This window comes from Dellaglioa sp. CoH-56-MRSF-10 (genome assembly GCF_056782175.1).
This window is the reverse complement of the sequence record NZ_JBXAYF010000001.1, coordinates 13,239-33,701: the sequence shown is the minus strand read 5'-3', so window position 1 is coordinate 33,701 and position 20,463 is coordinate 13,239. Positions and strand designations below refer to the sequence as shown.

Sequence of the window (20,463 nt, the reverse complement as noted above, 5' to 3'; positions counted from 1 at the left end):
AGGCTAATTATTCCTGTTATGCTATGCATGTAATAAATATATGGGAGGTAATCATTATGACAAGTCCAGTACACGTAACATCAGAAATCGGAACTCTTAAAACAGTTTTGTTAAAGAGACCCGGTAAAGAAGTTGAAAACTTAACACCAGATATCATGGGTCGTCTTTTATTTGACGATATTCCATACTTACCTGAAATTCAAAGAGAACATGATTTTTTCGCAAAAACATTGCAAGACAATGGCGTTGAAACAATTTATCTTGAAACATTGGCTGCAGAAGCTTTAGATGCAGGAAATGTAAAAGAAGAATTCTTGGAAAAAATGTTAGATGAATCAGGTTTAGTTTCTAGCACACTCCATGCTGCATTGAAAGAATATTTACTTTCAATGGAAACACAAGATATGGTTGATAAAATTATGGCTGGCGTTAGAACAAATGAAATCGATTACAAGTCAAATGCTTTAGTTGATTTAAGTTCTTCTGAAGACTATCCATTCTTTATGGATCCAATGCCTAACCTTTACTTTACACGTGACCCAGCAGCATCAATGGGTGATGGTTTAACAATTAACCGTATGACATTCGCTGCACGTCGTCGCGAATCATTATTTATGGAATACATTATGGAATACCATCCACGTTTTGCTAATAAAGGCGTAAACGTATGGCGTAGTCGTAACCATCTCGACCGTATGGAAGGTGGAGACGAATTAATTTTAAACGACCACGTTCTTGCAATTGGTATTTCGCAACGTACTTCAGCTCGTTCAATCGAAGAATTAGCACAAGTATTATTTGCAAAACACAGTGGCTTTGATAAGATTCTAGCAATTAAAATCCCTAATAACCGTGCAATGATGCATTTGGATACAGTGTTCACAATGATTGATTACGATAAATTTACAATTCATCCAGGAATCCAAGATAATGGCGGAAACGTTGATACATTTATCTTAGAACCAGGTAAAGATAACCACATTAACATTTCACATCGTACAGACTTACAAAATGTCTTACGTGAAGTCTTAAAAGTACCAGAACTTATCTTAATTCCAGTTGGTAACGGCGATGCAGTAGTTGCACCTCGTGAACAATGGAATGATGGTTCAAATACATTGGCAATCGCTCCTAATACAGTTGTAACTTATAATCGTAACTACGTTTCAAATGAAGTCCTAAGAAGTTATGGAATTAAAGTTATTGAAGTTATTTCAGCCGAATTATCACGAGGTCGTGGTGGTCCACGTTGTATGAGTATGCCTATCGTTCGTGAAGACTTAAAAAAATAAAATTTAAAAAAGGTGGAAATTAATATGTCAAACACAGTCTTTCAAGGTCGCAGTCTTTTAGCAGAAAAAGATTTTACTCCAGAAGAATTAGAATATTTAATCGATTTCTCAATTCATTTAAAAGATTTGAAAAAACGTGGAATCCCTCATAAATATCTTCAAGGTAAGAATATTGCCTTACTTTTTGAAAAAAATTCAACAAGAACACGTGCTGCTTTCACAACAGCATCAGTTGATTTAGGTGCTCATCCTGAATTTCTTGGAAAAAATGATATTCAATTAGGTAAAAAAGAATCAGTTGAAGATACAGCTAAAGTATTAGGTAGTATGTTCGACGGTATTGAATTCCGTGGATTCAGCCAAGATGTTGTTGAAGGATTAGCTAAATTCTCAGGCGTTCCTGTATGGAATGGTTTAACTGATGAATGGCATCCAACACAAATGATTGCTGATTTTATGACTGTTAAAGAAAACTTTGGCAAATTAAAAGGCATCACATTAACATACGTTGGGGATGGCCGTAACAATATGGCTAACAGCCTTTTGGTAACTGGATCAATGTTAGGTGTAAATATTCATATCGTTGCACCTGACTCATTACAACCAACTGAAGAAGTTCAAAAATTTGCTGCTGAATTTGCTAAAAAATCAGGAAGCAAGAACATGATTACTTCAGACGTTGATAAAGGGGTTAAAGGTTCAGATATTCTTTACACAGATGTTTGGGTATCAATGGGTGAAGAAGATAAATTCGAAGAACGTATTAACACATTGAAACCATACCAATTAAACATGGACATGGTTAAAAAGACTGGTAATGAAAATATGATCATCATGCATTGTTTACCAGCATTCCATGGCATTGAAACTGAATATGGTAAAGAAATGTTCGAAAAATATGGTGTTAAAGAAATGGAAATTACTGACGAAGCATTCCGTAGTAAATATGCGCGTCAATTTGAAGAAGCAGAAAACAGAATGCATTCAATCAAAGCAATTATGGCTGCAACTGCAGGAAACTTATTCATTCCACGCGTTTAATAACATTATGATAGTTTGTTTTTAACGGTGAAAGTAACTTAACAGGGAAGTGTCTCTGCAAAAAAATAGGCTGTCATTAGGGGGACTAATCTGGAGCAAGACTTTAGATTAGGTCCCTTTTTATTTTTAATAAAGAAAGTAGGCAGTTAAATTATGGACGAAAAACATACAGTTAAAAAAATTAGTTTAATGGCGCTAGTCGCGTTAGTTATTAGTTCTTCTATTGGTGGTGGGGTCTTCGGACTAACCTCTGATTTAGCCAATGCATCTTCACCCGGTCCTGCTCTAATTGGTTGGGTAATTGTCGGAATTGGTATTTTGATGTTATCTCTTTCATTGAATAACTTATTAAATAAAGAACCAGATTTAGAAGGTATTTTTACTTATGCAGAAAAAGGATTTGGACCATTCGCTGGATTCATCAGTGGTTGGGGTTACTGGTTATCTGCTTGGTTAGGAAACGTTGCATTCGCTACAATCTTGATGAGTGCGGTTGGTTACTTTTTCCCTATCTTTAAATCAGGACAAAATCTACCTTCAATTTTAATTGCAAGTATCCTTTGCTGGGGATTAACATACTTTGTTAATCGCGGTATTGAAGGTGCAGCAGCAATCAATGCGATTGTTACGGTCTGCAAATTAATTCCAATTTTTGTATTTATTGTTGTTGCTATATTCTTATTCAAGATCGATATTTTTACAGCTAACTTCTGGGGCACAATGAGTCATAACTTCGTTGTTGGCGATGTCGCTTCACAAATTAAAAAATGTATGATGGTTATGATGTGGGTCTTTGTAGGTATCGAAGGGGCATCAATGTTGTCTTCTCGTGCAGAAAAGAAATCTGATGCAGGTAAGGCTACAATCATTGGCTTAATTAGTTTATTAGTCGTTTACGTTTTAGCTTCAATGTTACCATACGGTATTTTGACACAAGCACAATTAGCTTCAATTCATCAACCAGCAATGTTATATATTGCTGTTGAAATGGTTGGACCAGTTGGTGGTTACGTTATCGGTATTGGCTTAATTGTTTCAATTTTGGGTGCATGGTTATCATGGACAATGCTTCCAGCAGAAACAATGTTATTAATGGCCAAAAGTAAATTATTACCCGGTTACTTTGGTAAAGTTAATGATAAAAAAGCACCAACTTTTGCTTTAATCGTAACAGGCGGATTAGTACAATTATTCCTTTTCACGCTTTTATTCACAGATAAGGCTTATAATTTTGCTTATTCACTATGTACAGCTTCAATTATTGTTTGTTATATCTTAGTTGCGATGTATCAAGTTAAATACTCAATTCAACATATTGATGAAAAAGGCAATAAAGCACAATTAGTATATGGTTTAATTGCGCTATTATTCCAAGTTGCCGGGATTATTATGGCCGGTATCAGTTATTTATTACTCTGTTTAATCGCTTACATTCCAGGGATTTACTTCTATGGGAAAGCAAGAGTAGCACAAGGTGAAAAATTCTTATCAAAAGGCGAAATAGGTATAACCCTGGTTATAATTATTGGTGCTTGCATTGGTATTTGGTTAATTGCTTCAGGAAAAATGGTTGTTTAATAAATAAAAAAATGAGGAGTCGATTAATATGTCAAGAAAAATTGTTATTGCTTTAGGTGGAAATGCTATTTTATCAAAGGATGCTAGTGCTGAGGCACAACAAAAAGCATTGCGAGAAACAGCTGAATATCTTGTTAAATTTGTTGAAAAAGGGGATAAATTAATTATCTCTCATGGTAATGGTCCACAAGTTGGGAACTTATTACTTCAACAAGCAGCTGCAGTTTCTGAAAAGAACCCAGCCTTACCATTAGATACTTGTGTTGCAATGACACAAGGAAGTATTGGTTATTGGATGCAAAATGCATTGGATAATGCATTGGTTGAAAAAGGAATCAATAAAGAAGTTGCAACTATTGTGACACAAGTTATCGTTGATCAAAATGATGCTGCATTTAGTAACCCAACTAAACCAGTTGGTCCATTCTATTCAGAAACAGCTGCTAAAGCAGAAATGGCTGCACATGAAGAGATGACATTTGTTGAAGATGCTGGTCGTGGATGGCGTCGTGTTGTTCCTTCACCACGTCCAACTGGGATTAAAGAATACAAAACAATCGATCAATTAACAGAAAATGGTGTTATTTCAATTTCTGTTGGTGGCGGTGGTGTTCCTGTTGTTGAAGAAAACGGTAAATTACATGGCGTAGAAGCTGTTATTGATAAAGATTTCGCTTCAGAAAAATTAGCTGAATTGGTAGATGCTGATTTACTTATTATTTTGACGAGTGTTGATAATGTTTATGTTAACTTCAATAAACCTAATCAAGAAAAATTAGAACAGGTAACTGTTTCTGAATTAAAAGAATATATCAAAGAAGATCAATTCGCTAAAGGTAGTATGTTACCTAAGATTGAAGCTGCGATTGAATTCGTTGAAGCAAGTAAAAAGGGTCGCGCAATTGTGACATCTTTAGAAAACATCAGTCAATTATTAGATAATGATGCTGGGACAGTTATCGTAAAAGGTTAATAAAAAGCGATAGTTAAGCTGAACTAGCTAACAAAGTTGTAAGGTAAATTGTGGCCAAGGAATATCCATGTTAAAATGATAAAGGAGAGAGTTTAGGGAGTTAGTAATTAGTGGAGGGGATCAAACAATGCAAAAAATTAAAGCAGTACCCCAATATATGCAGTATTTAAGAAAATTATCAGATTTTGAAGCACTTACTGATGAAGAAGCCAATTTACTAATGAACAACATGAGTATCAAATCGTTCCAAAAAGGTCAGGTTCTTTTTGACGAAAATGATCAACGTACACGTTTTTATTTTTTAATAGAAGGCGTAATACGGGTTGAACGATTTGATATTGATGGCGACTTTGGATTTTATTCATATATCAAAAATGACTTAGGATTTCCGTATCGAGGCTTACTAAGTGATAAAAATTACCCTTATTTAGCGAGAGCCATGACGGATATACAAATCGTCTATTTCCCAATGGCCTTAGTTGAACGGATATTGAAGCAAAATATTCTGATGGCTACTCGATCAATAAGGGAGATGTCAACAATTCTAAGCGCTACAGAGAATCAAGTGCAAAGAATGGTAACGTCTAGTGCTCATGATCGAATTGTACAAGCTATCAATATTTTAGCAGAACAATTAGGTGCTGATTTCACAGAAAAGCATGTCGTTATTCCTTATCGTGTCACGATTAAAGAGCTAGCGTTAGTTAGCGGGACTACTCGTGAAACAGCCGGACATGTGATTAAGTGCTTGGCTAAAAATAAGGAAATCATTTTTGAACGGCAGCAATTAACATTGTTGGAAGGTTGGTTTGCTGATCAGAGTTTTGACCGGCAAGAACGCATCTTTAAATTATAATCTGAATAAAAAAATGATCATATGACTTTGGCATATTATGGCCAGGTCATATGATTATTTTTTTAAAATAAAATTGTAATTAAACCGATTGCTAATACTACTTGAACAAGCATAATACCACCAGCATAAAGTAATAAACGCTTGCCTTGACTAAATAGTGATTTTAAATTTAACCGAAGGCCAATAGCAGCTAAGGCGATTATTTCACACCATGTACTTAGAAAATGTGCAGTTTCACCAATTCGTGAAGGTAAAAAATGTAAACTATTAAGGACACAAAGTGTTAAAAATCCAATAACATACCAAGGAACTAAAGTTGATTTTTTTGTTGTTACTTGTGACGCTTTTTGGGTAGGTTGATTCTTGCTGTGTAAATAGCTAAAAATAGTAATAACAAATACTAAACAAATAATTCTTAATATTTTGAACAATGTAGCAGTTACGATGACATCCTGATTTAGCATAGTTGCACTTGCAACTACTTGCCCAACAGATTGCACAGTTCCACCAATTAAGACACCTCTGAAAACATTGTTACCACCCCAGAGGAGGGTTCCAATAATAGGTAATGTTAACATTAAAATGGTTCCCATTAGATTAACTAACGTAATTGAAATTCCAGTTTCTTCATTATCAGCATCAATAACTGGGGCAATTGCACCAATGGCTGATGAACCACAGACAGCATTTCCACCGGCCATTAATAAGTAAGTACCTTCACCAAAGGCTAATTTTTTACCTAGCCAAATTGCAAAAATAATTGTGATACTCATTTGAAGAAAAGTAAAAAGTAAGCCATTTAAACCAATTTCTTTAATACTTTGAAATGTGATAGTCGCACCTAACAAAAGAACTGAGTATTCTAATAAACGTTTCTCAGAAAATTTAGTTCCGGCCGTTAGTGTGGGTTGATGTAGAACAGTATTACCTAAAATGATTCCAATGAATAAAGCAATAGTTGCACCACCTAACATGGGCAACCAAAGTTTAGCAATAAAATAGCTGGCAAGCCCAATTAGTAAGGCAACGATAAATCCTGGTAGTAAGTTAGTTATTTTTTTCAATATGATCATCCTCTCTAAACAATACTTTAACTATAGCTGATTTCTTTTAATTAATAAAATAAATCTTTATAATAAGTACTATTAATAAAACGAATGGAAGTGGTTAATATTTTTAAAAATTTAGAAATTTTTAAATCAGTTTATGAAACAAGGAACTTTACTACTAGTGCGCAACTACTATTTTTATCACAACCAACGATTTCAGTTCAAATTAAGCAATTGGAAGAAACATTAGGTGTTATGTTATTTGAAAGAAATGGCCGACAACAAATTGTACCTACCGAGAGTGGAACGCTACTTTACCAGCAAACACAGCAATTACTAGATTTATGGCAGCAAGATTTATTTGCCTTAAAACATCAAAAAACTGATCAGAAAATTGCCTGTAAAATAGCTGCCTCACACACCACTGCAGCATACTTACTACCTGACCTGTTACGCAAAAATAAGGAATCTCTAAAACGATTAGAATTAGAAGTTAGCGTTCTTAATTCATCACAAATTATGGAACAATTAAAGCAACATAAGTTAGATTTTGGATTTATTGAAAAACCGTTGACTGAGAAGAATATTAAACGTTACTCGTTGACGACTGATCAATTAGTTTGGGCTGGTAATGAGGATGAGCCGTGGTTACTTAGAGAACATGGATCAGGTGTTTATCATTATTCAATTAACTACTTAAAAGCAAATAATTTAACGTTAGAGCACTTCATGACGATTAAAAGTAATTCATTAATTATTCAATTGCTCAGACAAGGTATAGGGCAATCAATTGTTTCACAGACTGCACTGACTGATTACCCAGAGATACCAGTCAAAGTACTATCAAAACAGTATCAGCGTGAATTCTACCTTGTTGGAAGAAACGAACTACCAAAGCCAATTCAAGAATTTGTAACTTGTTTAATAAATGAATCTTCTAAAGTATAGATTAAGGTTATCAGACTTAAGTATAAAATAATTAGGTTAAATAAATTGCTTACTTTTAGTAAGTGTGATAATTTAAGTTTATTAAATAAATTGGGGGTATCAATCATGAACACTAAATTATTAGGATTACATCATATTACAGCTATTACTTCAAGTTCACCAAAAATGTTTCATTTTATGACAGAAATATTAGGATTACATTTAATTAAAAAAACAGTAAATCAAGATGATGTTAGAACCTATCATCTATACTTTACGGATGATATGGGATCGGCAGGAACCGATATTACCTTTTTTGATTTTCCGGGTTTATTTCAAGGCACAAAAGGAAAAAATGGTATTTCGAGAATTGGATTTAGAGTTCCTAGCGATGATGCCCTAGATTTTTGGGCAGAACGATTTGACGATTATGATATTAAACATGATGAAATTGAAATGAATTTTGGCAGTAAAACAATGAATTTTTATGATTTTGATCATGAGCAATATCAATTAATTTCTGACGAACGTAATCATGGTGTGGAAGCTGGGACACCTTAATTATATAGTCCGGTTCCCAAGATGTTCGCAATTAATGGGTTAGGAACAACAATTATTACAGTGGATTATCCAGAACGTATGGATATTGTGTTAAGACAATTATTGGGATTTGATAAAATTGCCACAGAAAATCAACGTACATTATATGAATTGAACGATGGTGGACATGGCGCACAAATTATTATCGAAGAAGACCAAGATTTACCGAATGAGATTCAAGCATATGGAACAGTTCATCATATTGCTTTCAGGACAGAAGATGAAGAGTCATTAAACTATTGGATTGAACAAATACAAAGAGTTGGTATTCGTGATTCAGGTTTTGTTGACCGATTCTATTTTAAATCAGAGTATTTCCGTCCTGGTGAAGGTGTATTATTTGAAATTGCAACGGATGGTCCTGGATTCTTGCAAGATGAAACATATGAAGAAGCTGGTATTCACCTAGAGTTACCACCATTTTTAGAAGACCAACGTGCAGATATTGAAGCTCACTTAGTTAATTTCAATTCAGACAAGAAGTTATAGATATGGCAGAAGCAATTACATCTTATAAAGCTGGTAGGGTTGGCAATGCGACAATCTTAATGTTGCATGGAACTGGTGGAACGGAATCAGATTTACTATCAATTGCAGATTTTTTGGCTCCAGATAGTCCTAAAATTGGCATTCGTGGACGGTTAATAGAGAATGGTTTAACACGCTATTTTGCACATTTACCGGATGGTGATTTCGATTTAAATAGTTTATCTGTAGAGACAAATTGGTTAATGACTGTAATTAATGAGTTAGCTGTGAAGTACGCTTTTGATCCAGAAAAATTAATTGTCCTAGGTTATTCTAATGGGGCTAACGTTGCCTTCCATTCATTATTAACGGAACAGGCACTATTTAAAACAGCTGTTTTACTACATCCTATGGTGTTATCGGAAAATATTAAAGCGACTGTCGACTTAAGTGATATTAAAATTTGGGGTTCATATGGATTTTTAGATCCAATTGTTTCAAAATCAAATTTTGATGAACTAAAGAAGTTTTGTCGAGAATTTAATATTGAATTTACCAGTTTTGAGGCTGAACAATCACATCAAATTTCAGAATTAGAATTACGGAATGCTAAACAATGGTTAGATAAGACCAATAGATTAAAAATTGAGGAATAATATAAGATGATTTCATTTAATAGTAACGAATTATCGGCTAAAAATCAGTACAAATTAATGTCTGGTACATTAATTCCGAGACCCATAGCATGGGTTACTACTGTAAATGAGACGGGACTAATTAATTTAGCTCCGTTTAGTTTTTTTAGTGTTGTATCGGATACGTTGCCATTAATGTCGATATCAATTAATCGACGTAGAAATGGTGAAATGAAACACACCGCGGCTAATTTAGTTAGTTCGAAACAGGCTGTGGTCCAATTACCAACACGTGAATTAATGGAATTTGTTAATCAGAGCGCTGCTAGTTTTGGACTAGACGAGAGTGAAGTTTCCGAATTGAAATTAACAACGGTTCCTAGTAATAAGGTATTGGTGCCAGGGATTGATGGTGTTAAAGCGAGGTTTGAAGTTATATTGAACCAGTATGTTCCTATTATGGATGATGGTAAGATTATTACGGATTTATTTATTCTTGAAGTGGTTTGTTTTCACATAGAAGATGATGTTTTGGATAAAGAAAAAATGTATATTAATGCTAAAAAATTAGATCCAGTGGCGAGGCTGGCTGGACCAGAATACGCTAACTTAGGAGAGCAATATAAATTAATTCGACCAAAATAGTTAATATCAAATTAGTAATTCTTTGATTAGCCATTGTTGTATGGATTGAATAATTATATAGCCGTTATTGACATATAGTAAGTGTTATTGATGACAGTATTTATTATTAAGGGCTACACTACAAGTATAAATAGTATAGGGGGATACAATTATGGGATATCAAGCAAGTCAAGAAGAACATTCGATTGAAATCACCAATGTTCAATCATTAGAAAAATTAGTGGAAGCACGTATGGAAAAGGGTGCATTTGGGTATATTGCTGGTGGAGCTGAGGATGAATGGACGTTACGCGAAAATACAAGTGCATTTAATCATAAGCAAATTTCACCTCGAGTTTTACAAAATATCGAAAATCCGGATTTATCAACAACATTTATGGGTATTGATTTACAAATGCCAATGATAGCAGCTCCAGTTGCGGCACAGGGGCTAGCCCATGAACAAGGTGAAATTGATACTGCTAAGGGGATGGCCGCAGTTGGTTCAATTATGTCGCTTAGTACGTATTCAAATAAAACGATTTCAGAAACATATAATGGAGGAACTGGTGGACCTCAATTTTTCCAATTGTATATGAGTAAAGATGATAAATTTAATCATTTTTTATTAGATCAAGCCAAAGAAGTGGGGATGAAGGCTATCATATTAACAGCTGATTCAACACTAGGTGGTAATCGTGAAGCTGATAGTATTAATAAATTTATCTTCCCTCAACCAATGGCTAATTTAGCTGAATATGGTGAAGGTGAAGGACAAGGAATCGCAGCTATTTATGCTAATGCTAAACAAACATTGAGTTTAGCAGATATTAAGAGTATTTCTGATTATACTGACTTACCCGTTTTCGTTAAAGGTATTCAATCACCATTGGATGTTGATGCTATTATTGAAGCTGGAGCTAAAGGTATTTGGGTTTCAAATCATGGCGGTCGGCAACTAGATGGCGGACCTGCATCGTTTGATGTTCTTGAGTTAATTGCTAAGAAGGTCAATAAACGAGTGCCAATTGTCTTTGATAGTGGCGTTCGTCGTGGTTCACATATATTTAAAGCGCTTGCTAGTGGGGCGGATGTCGTTGCCATTGGCCGTCCAATGGTTTATGGGCTTCATTTGGGTGGTGCGAAAGGCGTTCAATCAGTCTTTGAACATTTAGCTAAGGAATTAACAATTGATATGCAATTAGCTGGAACAAAAACGGTTGATGATATAAAAAAAACGGAACTTATTTAAAGAAAACAATAAGGGGATACAATTATGCTAGTTATTAATTACATTCATGGAGAAGAATTACAAGCAACTTACAAAACAGCTGCTGCTTTTGTTGCGATGATGGAATTAGAAGTACCCGAATTTGAAGATTATTATGAAATTACTAAAGTGACAGAAGCTGGTAAAGAAATCGAATTATCGGATAAAACAATGGGCGGTTTATTTAACTTATTATTAGCACGAGGATAATTTTTATTGATGAAAACGGTTCATTGTTAACTATTGTTAAATAGTAACAATGATGTTAGGCATTTAAATAGTATTTAAGATACTAAAGTATGACCCAATTATATTTCTATTGGGTCATACTTTTTAATTTATAAGAAATACGTTTGTTATTGAACTAGCAAACATAATAAGTCGTTAGTTAATAAGTTCTTTCATATTATTAACTGTTTGGTGCTTCAATTTGTGAGAGAAAAAAATACAGTACTAGAAATATAAAAATAATATCTGTTACTGTATTTAAATCCGATTTAAAAGATTTATAGCATAGAGTATTTTTGTTTCACGTGAAACATTGGATCAATTAAAAAATTGATAAATCAACATACTTATTTTGTAAAACCTTAAAATCGTAGGTTGCTAAATTTTGGATATCTTCTAAACCATCAAACATTGCTGTATAACTTCCAGCAAGCATTAGATTTAAGGGAATACCTTTATTTTGGCGAACTAAAATAACAGGTTTGCGATTGGCATGAGCATAACCACATTCCCAAACAGTACCTGAGTCAGCTTCATCATTGTTTTCTTCCAATTGATAATCAAGAACTGCAACAACGATATCTGCTTGATCAATTTGGCGAATATCATTTTGGAAGGTAGCTGTTTGCCATTCAAATGTGCCGAAGTCCGCATCTGGATATTGAACGTTTCCTGGAAGATGAATTGCATCTGCGTTAATTGTTGGATTTTTACTTAGGAGATCGGCTACCAAATCTAATCGTTCTTTTTGTTCTGGAGTGAAAAAGGGTCCTGCAAGATAAACGCGTTTTTTTGTCATTGTAAACTCCTTTTATATTAATAATGTAAGTATACTAATAATTAAAAAATAAATCAATTAATAATTCGGCTATTAATCTTTTAATGATAAATAAACATAATATTCCATAAACATGATAACAAAAAACGAACTATACATTTGTATTTATTATAGTTATTCGCTTATAATGACGTTACATTTTAGAGAAATAACAGAAATAAAGGTTGGTTATGTCATTTTCAGTAAAATAAAGGTAATTATTCAATAAAAAAGTAAACGCTTTCTTGAATATCTAATTAAAATGGACTAGTATTAATAAGAATGGACAAATACAGTAAGCGGAGGAGATAAATATGCAAGTTAAAACAAAGGATTTTGGAAATGACTATGATTTAATAACGATTATAAATGATAATGGGTTTGAATTATCACTCACAGATTTAGGGGCTAGAATTGTTAGCCTCAAGGTACCCACAAGTACTGGAAAACGAGAAATTGTTCTTGGATTTGATTCAGCAAATGAATACTTAGAAAAAGATAGTTTTATTGGCGCTTCAATTGGTCGTGTTGCTGGACGTATTAAAGATGGTAAATTCAACATTAATGATCAAAGCTACCAAGTGCAAATTAACGAAGGTACAAATACATTGCATGGTGGTACGCCAGGATTTGATACTAAAAAGTGGACGTATAAAATAAGTGAAAACGAAAATGAAATAGCTGTTATTTTTCATTTAGATAGCCCAGAAGGCGAACATGGTTTCCCTGGAAACATGGCAATTGATGTAAAATATCTATTAAATAATGATAACATTTGGCATCTTGAAACGACTGCTAAAACGGATAAAGATACACTATATAATCCAACAAATCATGTTTACTTTAATGTTATGGGTGACGTCACAGAAACAATAGATGACAATTTATTACAAGTAGATAGCGATAAGTTTGCACCATTAGAACCCGATTCAATTCCAACAGGTAAAAAGATGTCTGTTGATGGAACGCCTTACGATTTCCGTCAAGCTAAGACATTACATGACGTTTTCACAAGTGATTTTGCTCAAAAAAATCAAGTTAATGGTATCGATCATCCCTTTTTCTTGAATAATCCTGCAGTTGGTAAAGAATCAGCAAAATTAGTTAGTCCAGATAAAGAAGTTTCTGTCTCAGTTTCAACTGATGCAACAAGTTTAGTTATCTTCACGGCTAACTTTGGTGAAGTAACGCCAATTATGCATGGTAAAAAATTAGCTAATCATGCAGCAATTACATTTGAAACACAATCAGCACCTGGATCTGAACAATTCCCTGAATTTGGTGATATTGTTTTACGTGTAGGCGATACGTACAAAACAGTTACAGAATTTAAATTAAATTAATTAGTAATCAACTGAGACAGTCATGGTAAAAATAGTGACTGTCTTTTTGTCGTTAACTTACGAGTGTAAGTCATACCATTTTAGTCGAGAAAGATGTAGACTTTAGTCAGGATAAAACGAAGGAGTGTATAAATGATGACAGAAATAAAAAGAGTATTAGTTGTTGGATCGAATGGTCGAATTGGCCAAAAAGTAACAAGTAAATTAGCTGATAAAGGTTACCAAGTCTTGGCGGGTTCAAGACATACAGATAATTTAGATAAAGGTAATATTACTTATGTCTATGTTGATTTGTTAGAAGGTATAGATAAATTAGTCAAGAATATGCAGGCTGTTGATGCCATATTATTTGTTGCTGGTTCTGGCGGCAAAGACTTAATGAAGATTGATCTAGATGGGGCAGTTAAAACGATGGAAGCAGCTGAAATAGCTCATGTTAAGCGTTTTGTAATGTTGAGTTCCGTTTACTCTTTGGATAGAGAAAAAATTGAAGTTTCATCATTAAGAGATTATATGACTGCTAAGTTTTATGCTGATAATTGGCTAATGAAGAATACGCAATTAGAATATACAATTCTTCAGCCAGGCACCTTAGTAGATGAGCCAGGTACTGGTAAAGTAACATTAAATGATGGTCAAGCGGGCTCTAACTCACTTGAAAACGTGGCAGACGTCTTAGTTTCAGTTATCGCACATGATAATACAATCGGAAAAGTAATTACGATGCATGATGGGGATACAGATATCAAAGATGTCCTGTAAATAATTAGAAATTTCGACACAAAAAAAGAGGTTTACTCAGTTAGTTACTTAACGGAGTAAACCTTTTTTATTTAGAATTATTTAGTTGACTCATTTACGATACCGCTATCTTTAGTTGGTGAAATAGCCCAGAGTGAATCGTAATTATATTTCCCTGTCGTATCAAAAATTGAAGTTGTAAAATCTAAAGTTAGTTTTGCATAATAATAAGATTTGTTAATTACAGAACTTGTTGTACCATCACTAAGACTTGATGAGGGTAAATCGAAAATCGTCTTATTAGAAGAGCTGAAATCAATTTCATTAGAAGTTGTTGGCTTTTCTTAAAAAGTAAGCGTACCGCCATTTGAGCTTGTTTGAACTAGGATAATCGAATCTTTTTAATAAGCGGACTTAAAGTATAATTGATAGTAACACTTAAATTCTAGTTAACTTAAAAAAAGGTTATTAATGACTAAAGGCTCTACCTTTAATGGTTATAAAGTGGGGGTAGGTAGGAATCATTCTATTTAAAAATTGATTGTACACTTTCAGTAAATGGTTTGAAAAAATTAAACCTAAAAAAATACTTGTAAATAACATGTAAACGCTATATTAATTGGCGTATATGGACTTAATCATAGAGTTTCTTCTGATAATATTACAGTTGAATCTTATGTAAATTATATGGTACTATTAGGTAAAGGTCAACGTCCCCTTTTCAAGCATTGGCTTAATCAATAAATGGGAGGAATTTATATTATGAAAAAGAATTTATTTTTAATTGCAGCATTAGTACTTGGTTCAACAGCAGTTGTTGGCTCAAGTGTTTCAGCGGATTCAACAGATGGTAAAGGTACAGCTAGTTTAAACATTGAAGCAGGTACTTTTACTCAAACGGGTGCACCATCGTTCAGTTTCACAACAAAACTAAATGAAGCATTAGTTACGACTGGTACAGATATTACATCAACTGGCGCAAAAGATGCTTCTCAAGCTTTAGATGTAGCCGATTACGTAGGTACAGATAGTGGTTGGAATGTTACTGCACAATTAGGTGTGATGGCTGATGCTGAAGTTAAGGTTAGCTCATTAGATCTTGCATCTGCTACAGTTAAAACAGACTCAGATGCTACAGCATCTGCTGCTACTTTAACACCAGCTGGTGCTGCAGCTCCTGTCGCGACAGCTACAACAGGCGCTGGTGCTACAACATTGTCATATGCTGACAATAGTGCAACATTAAAACTTGGTAAAAATACTAAAATTGCAACAACTTCAGCTGATTTAACATGGACTGCAACTCAAGGAAATGCTAGTGCAGCAGCTTTTAACTAAGCTAATTAAAACGTAACAGAAAAAAGACCGCCTAAGGCAGTCTTTTTTTTTAAGGAGAATCGAAATAATGAAATTAAGAAAAATAGTTTTAAGCTTTTTAGCTATCGCGATAGTCACACTTATTACTGTATCGACCAATGTCTATGCAAAGTCTAATAGTGCCGGGTTTACGGTAGCCAAAGTAACGCCTGCTAATCAATATCGAGAGGCAGCACAATTTGATATTAAAATGAACCCTAACTCAACACAGACATTGGCATTGAAAATTAAGAACTTAGAAAACGATACTAAAACGATTGTTGTGAGCCCTAATAGTTCATATACAAATACGAATGGACTAATTGTCTATGATAAGACAAATGTAAAAAAGCCAGCGACTGCTAAGTATCAATTTTCAGAACTTGTCTCAAAAAAACAAGATGTTGTGGTTGGACCTAAAAAAACAGCAACAGTTACGTTTACAGTGAAAACACCCGCTACGTCATTTTCCGGTATTATTTTAGGTGGCTTTAACGTACAAGAAAAAGTTATTAAGGAAAAGAATAAAGGAAAAGGTATTTCAATTACTAATCGATTTGCGTACGTTGTTCAAGCAGTCATTAGAGAATCTGAAACGGTCGATAATCCTAATCCCAAAATGACAATTGGCGATTCTAAAGTGGTATTGAACGCATTTAATAAAGTTTCACTACAAACAAATATGCAAAATGATGTACCCATTGTGATTGGACCAACAACAATTAAAGCAACTATTACAGAAGATAGTAGTAGTACTGTTTTATATGACAAAACAATTAAGGACGTTGATTTTGCACCCAACGCTAAATTTAGCTATGCATTAGACTTAACTAAAGCCAAGTTAATCGCTGGTAAATATGATGTCCATTATACCGTTACCGGAAATAATAAATCTTGGAAAGCAACGAATTCATTTACAATTACTAAAGCCAATATTAAACAGATTAAATCAGATAATAAGGCAGCAGAGCCTCATATATCTTGGTTATTGTGGTTAATTATTGGTATTATTGCTTTATTAATTTTATTAGTTTTATTCTTACTTTTTATTATTTTAAAAAGAAGAAAAAAAGATAAGGAAGAATCACTAGAAAATAAGTAATCAAAATGAATGGTAATCAAAAAGACGTCTAATTTTTATTAGGCGTCTTTTTGTCGATTAGATTTCTTATTCTTTTGATGAATCTACAACGATACTTGGTGATGATAATGACCAAGTTGCGTTATCTTGAAATTTACCAGGATGAGTAATTTTTTTAGTTTTTAGACTTAATGATAATTGTGCAGAATAGTAGTTTTTACTAATAACTGATGTTGTATCAGAATCAAAAATAGTTGAGTTTAAACTTAAAAGAGTATCTTTAGATGTAATTGTTTTAATATCTGAGGCATTCCCATAAGTGATTGTGGAATTACCAAGCATACTCGTTTGCAATTTTTCAAACCAACCAAGTTGATCGGGAATAAAGAAAGGATCACTTAGATTATCTTTATCACTTGTGCTAACAACTAAATTCCAGTTAAGTCCAAAAGGATTATCGACAGTTAACAAACCAGTTGCAGTTACTGTAGGTGTTTTTTCAGAAGTTCCTGCTGTAAAATTACCAAAATCAAATACTTTTGGATAGGATACTAAAAGATCTCCTGCAACGTGTAAATTATATGAAATAGGCGTGTAATCCGGATTTAATTTTGCGAGATTTGCAGCAGAAATTGTATCATTCGTTTTACCGCTTAAGATATCATTAATTGTGTGATTACTATAACTGGAATAGGTACCCGAATCGTGAGTTGATGTGACTAAATATGAAATTCTATTCTTATGGAAAAGATGATAACCAATCAATTCATTGTCATCAATTAATTTAGAATATGTAGTCCCATCAGTATAAGCAGATTCGTCATATTTATATTTACTATGGTCCGTACTGTATTGTTTTGCAAGATCGTCCGCATCTTTTGCAGTGATTTCTAGTTTAGAATTTGTAAGTTCAGTTGTTCCATTTTCTGAATATTTTTCCCAAGGACCATTATTGAAACTGTACCATAAGTAATATTTTTCAGTTTTATCGGTTGTTGATTTCGTATCTATATTGACTGTAGTATCAAGTGATTTTTTAGTTGTTTGAACGGTATTTTCAGGTAATTCATCAGTGATATTGTTTAATGAATAGTGAAAATCGTAAGGGTCTATTTGTGGAATATAATGAGTCGTACCAGATCCAGTATCTGTAGAAGTATAACCCGGTAACGAAATAGACTTAATAGTAGGATGAGATGAGTTACTTGAATCAGGATCTTTTAAAAATTCTTGTATAGCGTCATCTCCAAAATCATCAGACGCATCAAAAATACTTTGATAGGCAAGGTCACTAGGAACGTTTAAATTACCAATAATATTTTGTCCAGTAACAATACTCCCATATAAGAGACCATCGCTACTTGAATCAACGTCGACATCAGCACTAGGTGCTAATACTGAACCATATAAAGGACTCTTCCAACTTCCGACAAAAATCTTACCATTTTCAGTATTAAAATTATTACTAATATGTGAAGACGTATTGTAGACAGATTTCACTTTTTTAGAGTTTTTATCAGTTGTATCGATTGCAACGGGTTCATCGGATAGAAGATTTTTAGCGGTGGTATCTGAACCATTACTATTTTGTCCGGAAAATAGCGTTCCATCACTATTACCAGCTAACTTGTAATCTATCGAAGATCCGTCAGATTTAGGTGGATACGCATTGAAAGTCATCCAGCTACCTTGATTGAAATTAAAACTGATACCAGCATCATTATTAGAAAAATGCTTATAATTTAACATGAAAAATGGCATTTTCATTGTGTTAATATCAAAATTGACTAAATTAATTTTGATACCAATAGCATCTTCAAATGAAGGAATAGAGCCATCAATATCTGCAAAGACAACGCCTTGATCTGTTGAAGCAGTATTCATATCAACGGTTAATTGAATAACCGTTTTACCAGGTGCATATTTTTCAGCATCAATTGATTTATCTGTATTTAAATCAACACGTTTGATAGCATTATTAGATTTAGTAGTAGAACCTGTTGCTTTAGAGTTTGAGAAATTTGTTGAAGTGAAACTAGCGTAATAATCACTGACATCAGTAATATTTTGAGTAGCATCAGCAAATGATGAAATATCATTGCTTGACATAACAGGAAAATCAGAAAGTTTATCAATAGTATCTTTTTTTGCATTAAATTGCTTGATAGCATCAGCGTAACCGGCATTACTTGAAGGTATGGACCAACCAGCAATGGCTTTTGCGATTTCATCATCAGGGGGAGAATTCTGTAGATAGTATGATAAATCTTTGACTTTATCATTAGATTTTGAAAAAACAAAGCTATTTTTATTACCATACCACTGAATCATATCAGCCCCGGTAATATTTTCTGAAATCATTGTAGGATTAACCTTTGCATAATCAGCATCAGTTAAATTAGCAGTTGAATCATGAGCATAATTTTGTAAGTATTTTATAGAAGAACCTCCGGCGGTACCTGAGGAAGTAAATGTTTTGGCAAAAAATTAACCTTGTAGGGAGTCAATATCATTAGAATTAAACGTGATTGTACCACCAGCGAAACCAGTGACATTCGTGGCAGCCCCCATTGGATAACCTACAGGAGGCGTGTATGATGTAGCAGCTTGTGTAGTATAAATTGGTAACGTTAAAAAGAACAAGCTGAAACAAAGGATGATAATCGATTGATAGGTAGTAGATGAGTTAATATATTTGTTTTTTAGCAAAATAAGACTTCCTTTCAAAATAATTAAAAAATTAACTATTTGATTATATATATATTATAGCCTTGCTAGTATAGGATGTGTAGAGATATTGTCGAAGTATTTGGACAAATATAGCTTATAATTTGGATATACGATTAATAATAAAGAAAATGCGCTATTTTTGACTTTTTATTTAATAAAATCCAGTGATGTTTGTAAGTGTCACTATAGATTAAGCCTTTTCAATTTGGTATACTCAATGAGAAACGTTTTATAAAAAGGGAGATAATAAATTATGATTGAAGCAATTAACTTAAAAGCCGGAATGACTTTTGAACAAGGCGGTAAATTAATTAAAGTTTTAGAAGCAAGTCATCATAAACCGGGTAAAGGTAACACAGTTATGCGTATGAAATTACGTGACGTTCGTACTGGATCAACTGTTGAAACAACAATGCGTCCAGAAGTTAAGGTTGAACAAGCTAATATTGAAACAAAACCAGTTCAATTCTTGTACAACCAGGATACAATGGCTATTTTTATGGATTTGGAAACATATGAACAATATGAAATTCCAAGAGAAATTATCGAACATGAAGCAAAATTCTTATTGGAAAATATGGAAGTTAAAATCCAATTTTACGGTACAGAAGTTATTGGCTTAACATTACCAACTGTTGTAACATTACGTGTTACTGAAACACAGCCTTCAATCAAAGGCGCTACAGCAACTGGTTCAGGTAAACCAGCAACAATGGAAACAGGACTTGTTGTTAATGTTCCTGATTTCATCGCAGCAGATGATGTTCTTGAAATTAATACACAAGAAGGTACATACCTTAAACGTGCACCTAAATAAGATTGAAAAGGTAGTCTCTTGAGACTGCCTTTTTTTA

At 33.5% G+C, this 20,463-nt stretch carries 19 protein-coding genes and 1 pseudogene; 16 read left to right on the top strand and 4 right to left on the bottom strand.

What is annotated here, in order from left to right; all coding sequences use genetic code 11:
- Positions 1 to 56 precede the first annotated feature (56 nt).
- The 5 genes from arcA to AC1RP4_RS00135 all read left to right on the top strand — a co-directional run bounded on the left by arcA (position 57) and on the right by AC1RP4_RS00135 (position 5,740).
- Positions 57 to 1,292, top strand: coding sequence for an arginine deiminase (arcA, locus tag AC1RP4_RS00155; RefSeq protein ID WP_409021880.1), 1,236 nt, complete (start codon positions 57 to 59; stop codon positions 1,290 to 1,292).
- Positions 1,293 to 1,316: 24 nt separating this feature from the next.
- Positions 1,317 to 2,333, top strand: a complete 1,017-nt coding sequence (gene argF / locus AC1RP4_RS00150; RefSeq protein WP_481761111.1) for an ornithine carbamoyltransferase — start codon at positions 1,317 to 1,319, stop codon at positions 2,331 to 2,333.
- A gap of 153 nt (positions 2,334 to 2,486) precedes the next feature.
- Entirely contained in the window at positions 2,487 to 3,911 is a 1,425-nt protein-coding gene (gene arcD, locus AC1RP4_RS00145; protein ID WP_481761112.1) for an arginine-ornithine antiporter, read from the top strand.
- A 28-nt stretch (positions 3,912 to 3,939) separates the two neighbouring features.
- Positions 3,940 to 4,884: a carbamate kinase gene (arcC, locus tag AC1RP4_RS00140; RefSeq protein WP_409021884.1), complete on the top strand. Its 945-nt coding sequence runs from the start codon at positions 3,940 to 3,942 to the stop codon at positions 4,882 to 4,884.
- Positions 4,885 to 5,011: 127 nt separating this feature from the next.
- A complete protein-coding gene (locus AC1RP4_RS00135; RefSeq protein WP_481761113.1) occupies positions 5,012 to 5,740 on the top strand; it encodes a Crp/Fnr family transcriptional regulator in 729 nt (242 codons plus the stop codon).
- Between the two features lie 62 nt (positions 5,741 to 5,802).
- Here the strand turns inward: AC1RP4_RS00135 and AC1RP4_RS00130 are convergent, their stop codons facing one another.
- The gene (locus tag AC1RP4_RS00130; RefSeq protein ID WP_481761114.1) at positions 5,803 to 6,813 is read right to left on the bottom strand and encodes a YeiH family protein; all 1,011 of its coding nucleotides are present in this window, start codon (positions 6,811 to 6,813) and stop codon (positions 5,803 to 5,805) included.
- A gap of 84 nt (positions 6,814 to 6,897) precedes the next feature.
- Between AC1RP4_RS00130 and AC1RP4_RS00125 the strand changes: the two genes are divergently transcribed.
- From AC1RP4_RS00125 to AC1RP4_RS00100, 6 genes and pseudogenes are all read left to right on the top strand, one after another.
- Positions 6,898 to 7,737 (top strand): LysR substrate-binding domain-containing protein, encoded by an 840-nt coding sequence (locus tag AC1RP4_RS00125; protein WP_481761115.1) that lies wholly within the window; start codon positions 6,898 to 6,900, stop codon positions 7,735 to 7,737.
- Between the two features lie 105 nt (positions 7,738 to 7,842).
- A pseudogene (locus AC1RP4_RS00120) lies at positions 7,843 to 8,805 on the top strand (ring-cleaving dioxygenase).
- Positions 8,806 to 8,807: 2 nt separating this feature from the next.
- Positions 8,808 to 9,440, top strand: a complete 633-nt coding sequence (locus AC1RP4_RS00115; RefSeq protein WP_481761116.1) for an alpha/beta hydrolase — start codon at positions 8,808 to 8,810, stop codon at positions 9,438 to 9,440.
- A gap of 6 nt (positions 9,441 to 9,446) precedes the next feature.
- Positions 9,447 to 10,064 (top strand): flavin reductase family protein, encoded by a 618-nt coding sequence (locus tag AC1RP4_RS00110; protein ID WP_481761117.1) that lies wholly within the window; start codon positions 9,447 to 9,449, stop codon positions 10,062 to 10,064.
- Between the two features lie 151 nt (positions 10,065 to 10,215).
- Complete coding sequence (locus tag AC1RP4_RS00105) at positions 10,216 to 11,295, top strand: lactate oxidase (RefSeq protein ID WP_481761118.1); 1,080 nt, start codon at positions 10,216 to 10,218, stop codon at positions 11,293 to 11,295.
- 24 nt (positions 11,296 to 11,319) lie between these two features.
- Positions 11,320 to 11,523, top strand: coding sequence for a hypothetical protein (locus tag AC1RP4_RS00100; protein ID WP_481761119.1), 204 nt, complete (start codon positions 11,320 to 11,322; stop codon positions 11,521 to 11,523).
- 340 nt (positions 11,524 to 11,863) lie between these two features.
- On the opposite strand, the gene AC1RP4_RS00095 is transcribed toward AC1RP4_RS00100, so the two are convergent.
- Positions 11,864 to 12,340 (bottom strand): nucleoside 2-deoxyribosyltransferase, encoded by a 477-nt coding sequence (locus tag AC1RP4_RS00095; RefSeq protein ID WP_481761120.1) that lies wholly within the window; start codon positions 12,338 to 12,340, stop codon positions 11,864 to 11,866.
- A 332-nt stretch (positions 12,341 to 12,672) separates the two neighbouring features.
- Between AC1RP4_RS00095 and AC1RP4_RS00090 the strand changes: the two genes are divergently transcribed.
- The 4 genes from AC1RP4_RS00090 to AC1RP4_RS00075 all read left to right on the top strand — a co-directional run bounded on the left by AC1RP4_RS00090 (position 12,673) and on the right by AC1RP4_RS00075 (position 16,900).
- Positions 12,673 to 13,701 (top strand): galactose-1-epimerase, encoded by a 1,029-nt coding sequence (locus tag AC1RP4_RS00090; RefSeq protein ID WP_481761121.1) that lies wholly within the window; start codon positions 12,673 to 12,675, stop codon positions 13,699 to 13,701.
- A 132-nt stretch (positions 13,702 to 13,833) separates the two neighbouring features.
- Positions 13,834 to 14,463, top strand: coding sequence for an SDR family oxidoreductase (locus AC1RP4_RS00085; RefSeq protein WP_481761122.1), 630 nt, complete (start codon positions 13,834 to 13,836; stop codon positions 14,461 to 14,463).
- 741 nt (positions 14,464 to 15,204) lie between these two features.
- Positions 15,205 to 15,780: a WxL domain-containing protein gene (locus AC1RP4_RS00080; RefSeq protein WP_481761123.1), complete on the top strand. Its 576-nt coding sequence runs from the start codon at positions 15,205 to 15,207 to the stop codon at positions 15,778 to 15,780.
- Positions 15,781 to 15,847: 67 nt separating this feature from the next.
- Positions 15,848 to 16,900, top strand: coding sequence for a WxLIP family cell surface protein (locus tag AC1RP4_RS00075; RefSeq protein ID WP_481761124.1), 1,053 nt, complete (start codon positions 15,848 to 15,850; stop codon positions 16,898 to 16,900).
- A gap of 66 nt (positions 16,901 to 16,966) precedes the next feature.
- Here the strand turns inward: AC1RP4_RS00075 and AC1RP4_RS00070 are convergent, their stop codons facing one another.
- Positions 16,967 to 19,240 carry a hypothetical protein gene (locus AC1RP4_RS00070; RefSeq protein WP_481761125.1) on the bottom strand — a complete coding sequence of 758 codons (2,274 nt, stop codon included), beginning with the start codon at positions 19,238 to 19,240 and terminating at the stop codon, positions 16,967 to 16,969.
- Positions 19,241 to 19,366: 126 nt separating this feature from the next.
- On the bottom strand, positions 19,367 to 19,588 hold the full coding sequence (locus tag AC1RP4_RS00065) for a hypothetical protein (RefSeq protein WP_481761126.1): 222 nt from the start codon (positions 19,586 to 19,588) through the stop codon (positions 19,367 to 19,369).
- A 274-nt stretch (positions 19,589 to 19,862) separates the two neighbouring features.
- On the opposite strand from AC1RP4_RS00065, the gene efp reads away from it, so the two are divergent.
- The gene (efp, locus tag AC1RP4_RS00060; protein ID WP_409021902.1) at positions 19,863 to 20,426 is read left to right on the top strand and encodes an elongation factor P; all 564 of its coding nucleotides are present in this window, start codon (positions 19,863 to 19,865) and stop codon (positions 20,424 to 20,426) included.
- The last annotated feature ends 37 nt before the right edge of the window (positions 20,427 to 20,463 follow it).

What these genes read in the sequence shown, in the direction of transcription:
- arcA (WP_409021880.1), top strand. Translation starts at nt 57, where the DNA reads ATGACAAGTCCAGTACACGTAACATCAGAAATCGGAACTCTTAAAACA.
- argF (WP_481761111.1), top strand. Translation starts at nt 1,317, where the DNA reads ATGTCAAACACAGTCTTTCAAGGTCGCAGTCTTTTAGCAGAAAAAGAT.
- arcD (WP_481761112.1), top strand. Translation starts at nt 2,487, where the DNA reads ATGGACGAAAAACATACAGTTAAAAAAATTAGTTTAATGGCGCTAGTC.
- arcC (WP_409021884.1), top strand. Translation starts at nt 3,940, where the DNA reads ATGTCAAGAAAAATTGTTATTGCTTTAGGTGGAAATGCTATTTTATCA.
- AC1RP4_RS00135 (WP_481761113.1), top strand. Translation starts at nt 5,012, where the DNA reads ATGCAAAAAATTAAAGCAGTACCCCAATATATGCAGTATTTAAGAAAA.
- AC1RP4_RS00130 (WP_481761114.1), bottom strand. Translation starts at nt 6,813, where the DNA reads ATGATCATATTGAAAAAAATAACTAACTTACTACCAGGATTTATCGTT.
- AC1RP4_RS00125 (WP_481761115.1), top strand. Translation starts at nt 6,898, where the DNA reads ATGGAAGTGGTTAATATTTTTAAAAATTTAGAAATTTTTAAATCAGTT.
- AC1RP4_RS00115 (WP_481761116.1), top strand. Translation starts at nt 8,808, where the DNA reads ATGGCAGAAGCAATTACATCTTATAAAGCTGGTAGGGTTGGCAATGCG.
- AC1RP4_RS00110 (WP_481761117.1), top strand. Translation starts at nt 9,447, where the DNA reads ATGATTTCATTTAATAGTAACGAATTATCGGCTAAAAATCAGTACAAA.
- AC1RP4_RS00105 (WP_481761118.1), top strand. Translation starts at nt 10,216, where the DNA reads ATGGGATATCAAGCAAGTCAAGAAGAACATTCGATTGAAATCACCAAT.
- AC1RP4_RS00100 (WP_481761119.1), top strand. Translation starts at nt 11,320, where the DNA reads ATGCTAGTTATTAATTACATTCATGGAGAAGAATTACAAGCAACTTAC.
- AC1RP4_RS00095 (WP_481761120.1), bottom strand. Translation starts at nt 12,340, where the DNA reads ATGACAAAAAAACGCGTTTATCTTGCAGGACCCTTTTTCACTCCAGAA.
- AC1RP4_RS00090 (WP_481761121.1), top strand. Translation starts at nt 12,673, where the DNA reads ATGCAAGTTAAAACAAAGGATTTTGGAAATGACTATGATTTAATAACG.
- AC1RP4_RS00085 (WP_481761122.1), top strand. Translation starts at nt 13,834, where the DNA reads ATGATGACAGAAATAAAAAGAGTATTAGTTGTTGGATCGAATGGTCGA.
- AC1RP4_RS00080 (WP_481761123.1), top strand. Translation starts at nt 15,205, where the DNA reads ATGAAAAAGAATTTATTTTTAATTGCAGCATTAGTACTTGGTTCAACA.
- AC1RP4_RS00075 (WP_481761124.1), top strand. Translation starts at nt 15,848, where the DNA reads ATGAAATTAAGAAAAATAGTTTTAAGCTTTTTAGCTATCGCGATAGTC.
- AC1RP4_RS00070 (WP_481761125.1), bottom strand. Translation starts at nt 19,240, where the DNA reads ATGATTTCAGAAAATATTACCGGGGCTGATATGATTCAGTGGTATGGT.
- efp (WP_409021902.1), top strand. Translation starts at nt 19,863, where the DNA reads ATGATTGAAGCAATTAACTTAAAAGCCGGAATGACTTTTGAACAAGGC.